This window comes from Bacillota bacterium, from assembly GCA_012842395.1.
Classification (GTDB): Bacteria; Bacillota; SHA-98; order UBA4971; family UBA4971; genus UBA6256.
Genome location: DUSX01000050.1, coordinates 1 through 1,620, shown reverse-complemented (window position 1 = coordinate 1,620; position 1,620 = coordinate 1). Strand labels below are relative to the sequence as shown.

The following is a 1,620-nucleotide window of genomic DNA, read 5'->3' as shown; positions in this document are numbered from 1 at the left end:
CAAGCGACGTGATACGGACCATGGTCCGATTCGCTGAACGACGGGGTTGGACGCAAGAGTGGCTGTGGGAGCAGGCACGCGCACTTGGCGGTGATGACGCGCTTGCGTGTACGCCGTGGATTCAGCCCGGGTCGGCGTTTGCTTCTGGCTCTCCTGCTGTTTCAAGCTTTCGACCCGTGTGTTCTGATCCTAAGTTCTGGCTTACCTCTGTCTCCGGACCGGGAGCTACCCGGCGTGAACGGCCGGCAGCGCCCCCTGCAAGTCTTCTGCCGCTGTGGCAGGCCGGTGTGATCGACTGGCAGCCTGATGAGGGCCTCTTTATTCATTCTGCGGCTCTTGCTGCCTTGAATAACACCGTAACCCTCAGGCACCGGATGTGGATGGGGCAAGCCAGGCTGCTCCTGCCTCTGATCGACGCAAGGCGGCTAGAGATCTGTCGATACCTCGAGACTGCGTTCCACGACTGGGTCCCATTCTGCGAGGATTCGGGATGCGTGGGGTCCGGCAGCTTTGGTGTTAGCTGTAATGAAGCCGGGGGCTCGTCATACTCCGACTCTGCGAGCTTGCTAAACCAACAGGAACCTGTGGCGGAGTTCTCGGAGATCCTACAGTTCCTGAAGACGCGGAGGGCCCTGGATTACGGGGGTCTCTACTGCGACGTGGACGTCCTGCGTAGAGCCAGGAACGCGCTTGCACATTATACGCCCTTGACCTGGCAGGCATTCTGCGAGACCCTCAACACTGCACCCGGCGCGCGGGGCGGGACGGTTGGTTGGTGCTCATAATGGGATGGTCTTCTCTGACCGCACGGATGTCGAGTCCTCGCTGGCACCAGACCACAGGCGTCTTTCTACCGAAAAGGACGTTATCCGCCCCAGTACGGCCTCGTCGGGCGTCTCGAGCTGCACGATCATGAACTGACCGTGCATGGGCGAGCACTGAAAGTCGCTTCTATAGGGGAGCACCACGTCAGCGTGAAACTCGAGCCCGCCTTCGGTGAAACTTCGGAACACCCCTACTATGCGGTCCCGTTCAAACAGTTCGATTGCGGGCATGCTCATAGCCGCTGGTACCTCTCTTTGCTCAGGTCTGTGCTCTGTATCCGCAAGACGTCAACTACCCCCTTTTTCGCGGACTCGACCATCCCACGGATTCCTACTGCGCGGGTAAATGCGGTGCATGGCTGTTCGCAAGGGGCGGATCTCTTCCCTGAGCACGGAGAGGAGGTCCTCGTCTTCCTTAATTGCCTTCGTCACTCGCTCCTCCAGGCGCTTGTACGTATCGGGGTCGAACATGTGCTCACCTCTCAGGCAGCGCCGTTAGCATCTACCGAGGACGAGACGACGTCCGCAGAGCTTACCGATTATACAAGATTCGGCGTAACAGTAGAACATTCCTTCAATTAGAGCGAACAAGAGCGCCAGAAGTGTCAAGCTGCTTGGCAATGGCGTACATGGCTGAGACGGGAAGCCCCCGCGCTGTTCGTGTAAAATGTAGTGGGGCAGGAGACCGGGGTCTTGGGGTAGAAATATAGAGACCTCGAACTTCCCTGTAAGAAGGCGAGGTCTCTATGCCAGCAAGTACCGGTAAAACCAGCCTTGAGGCAATTGTAAGTATATT

Annotated in this window: 1 protein-coding gene and 1 pseudogene; one reads left to right on the top strand and one right to left on the bottom strand. The window is 58.1% G+C overall.

What is annotated here, in order from left to right:
• Positions 1-287: 287 nt before the first annotated feature.
• Positions 288-785, top strand: a complete 498-nt coding sequence (locus GX515_13240) for a hypothetical protein (protein HHY33958.1) — start codon at positions 288-290, stop codon at positions 783-785.
• A gap of 75 nt (positions 786-860) precedes the next feature.
• Here the strand turns inward: GX515_13240 and GX515_13235 are convergent.
• Positions 861-1,055: pseudogene (locus GX515_13235) on the bottom strand (hypothetical protein).
• Between the last annotated feature and the right edge of the window lie 565 nt (positions 1,056-1,620).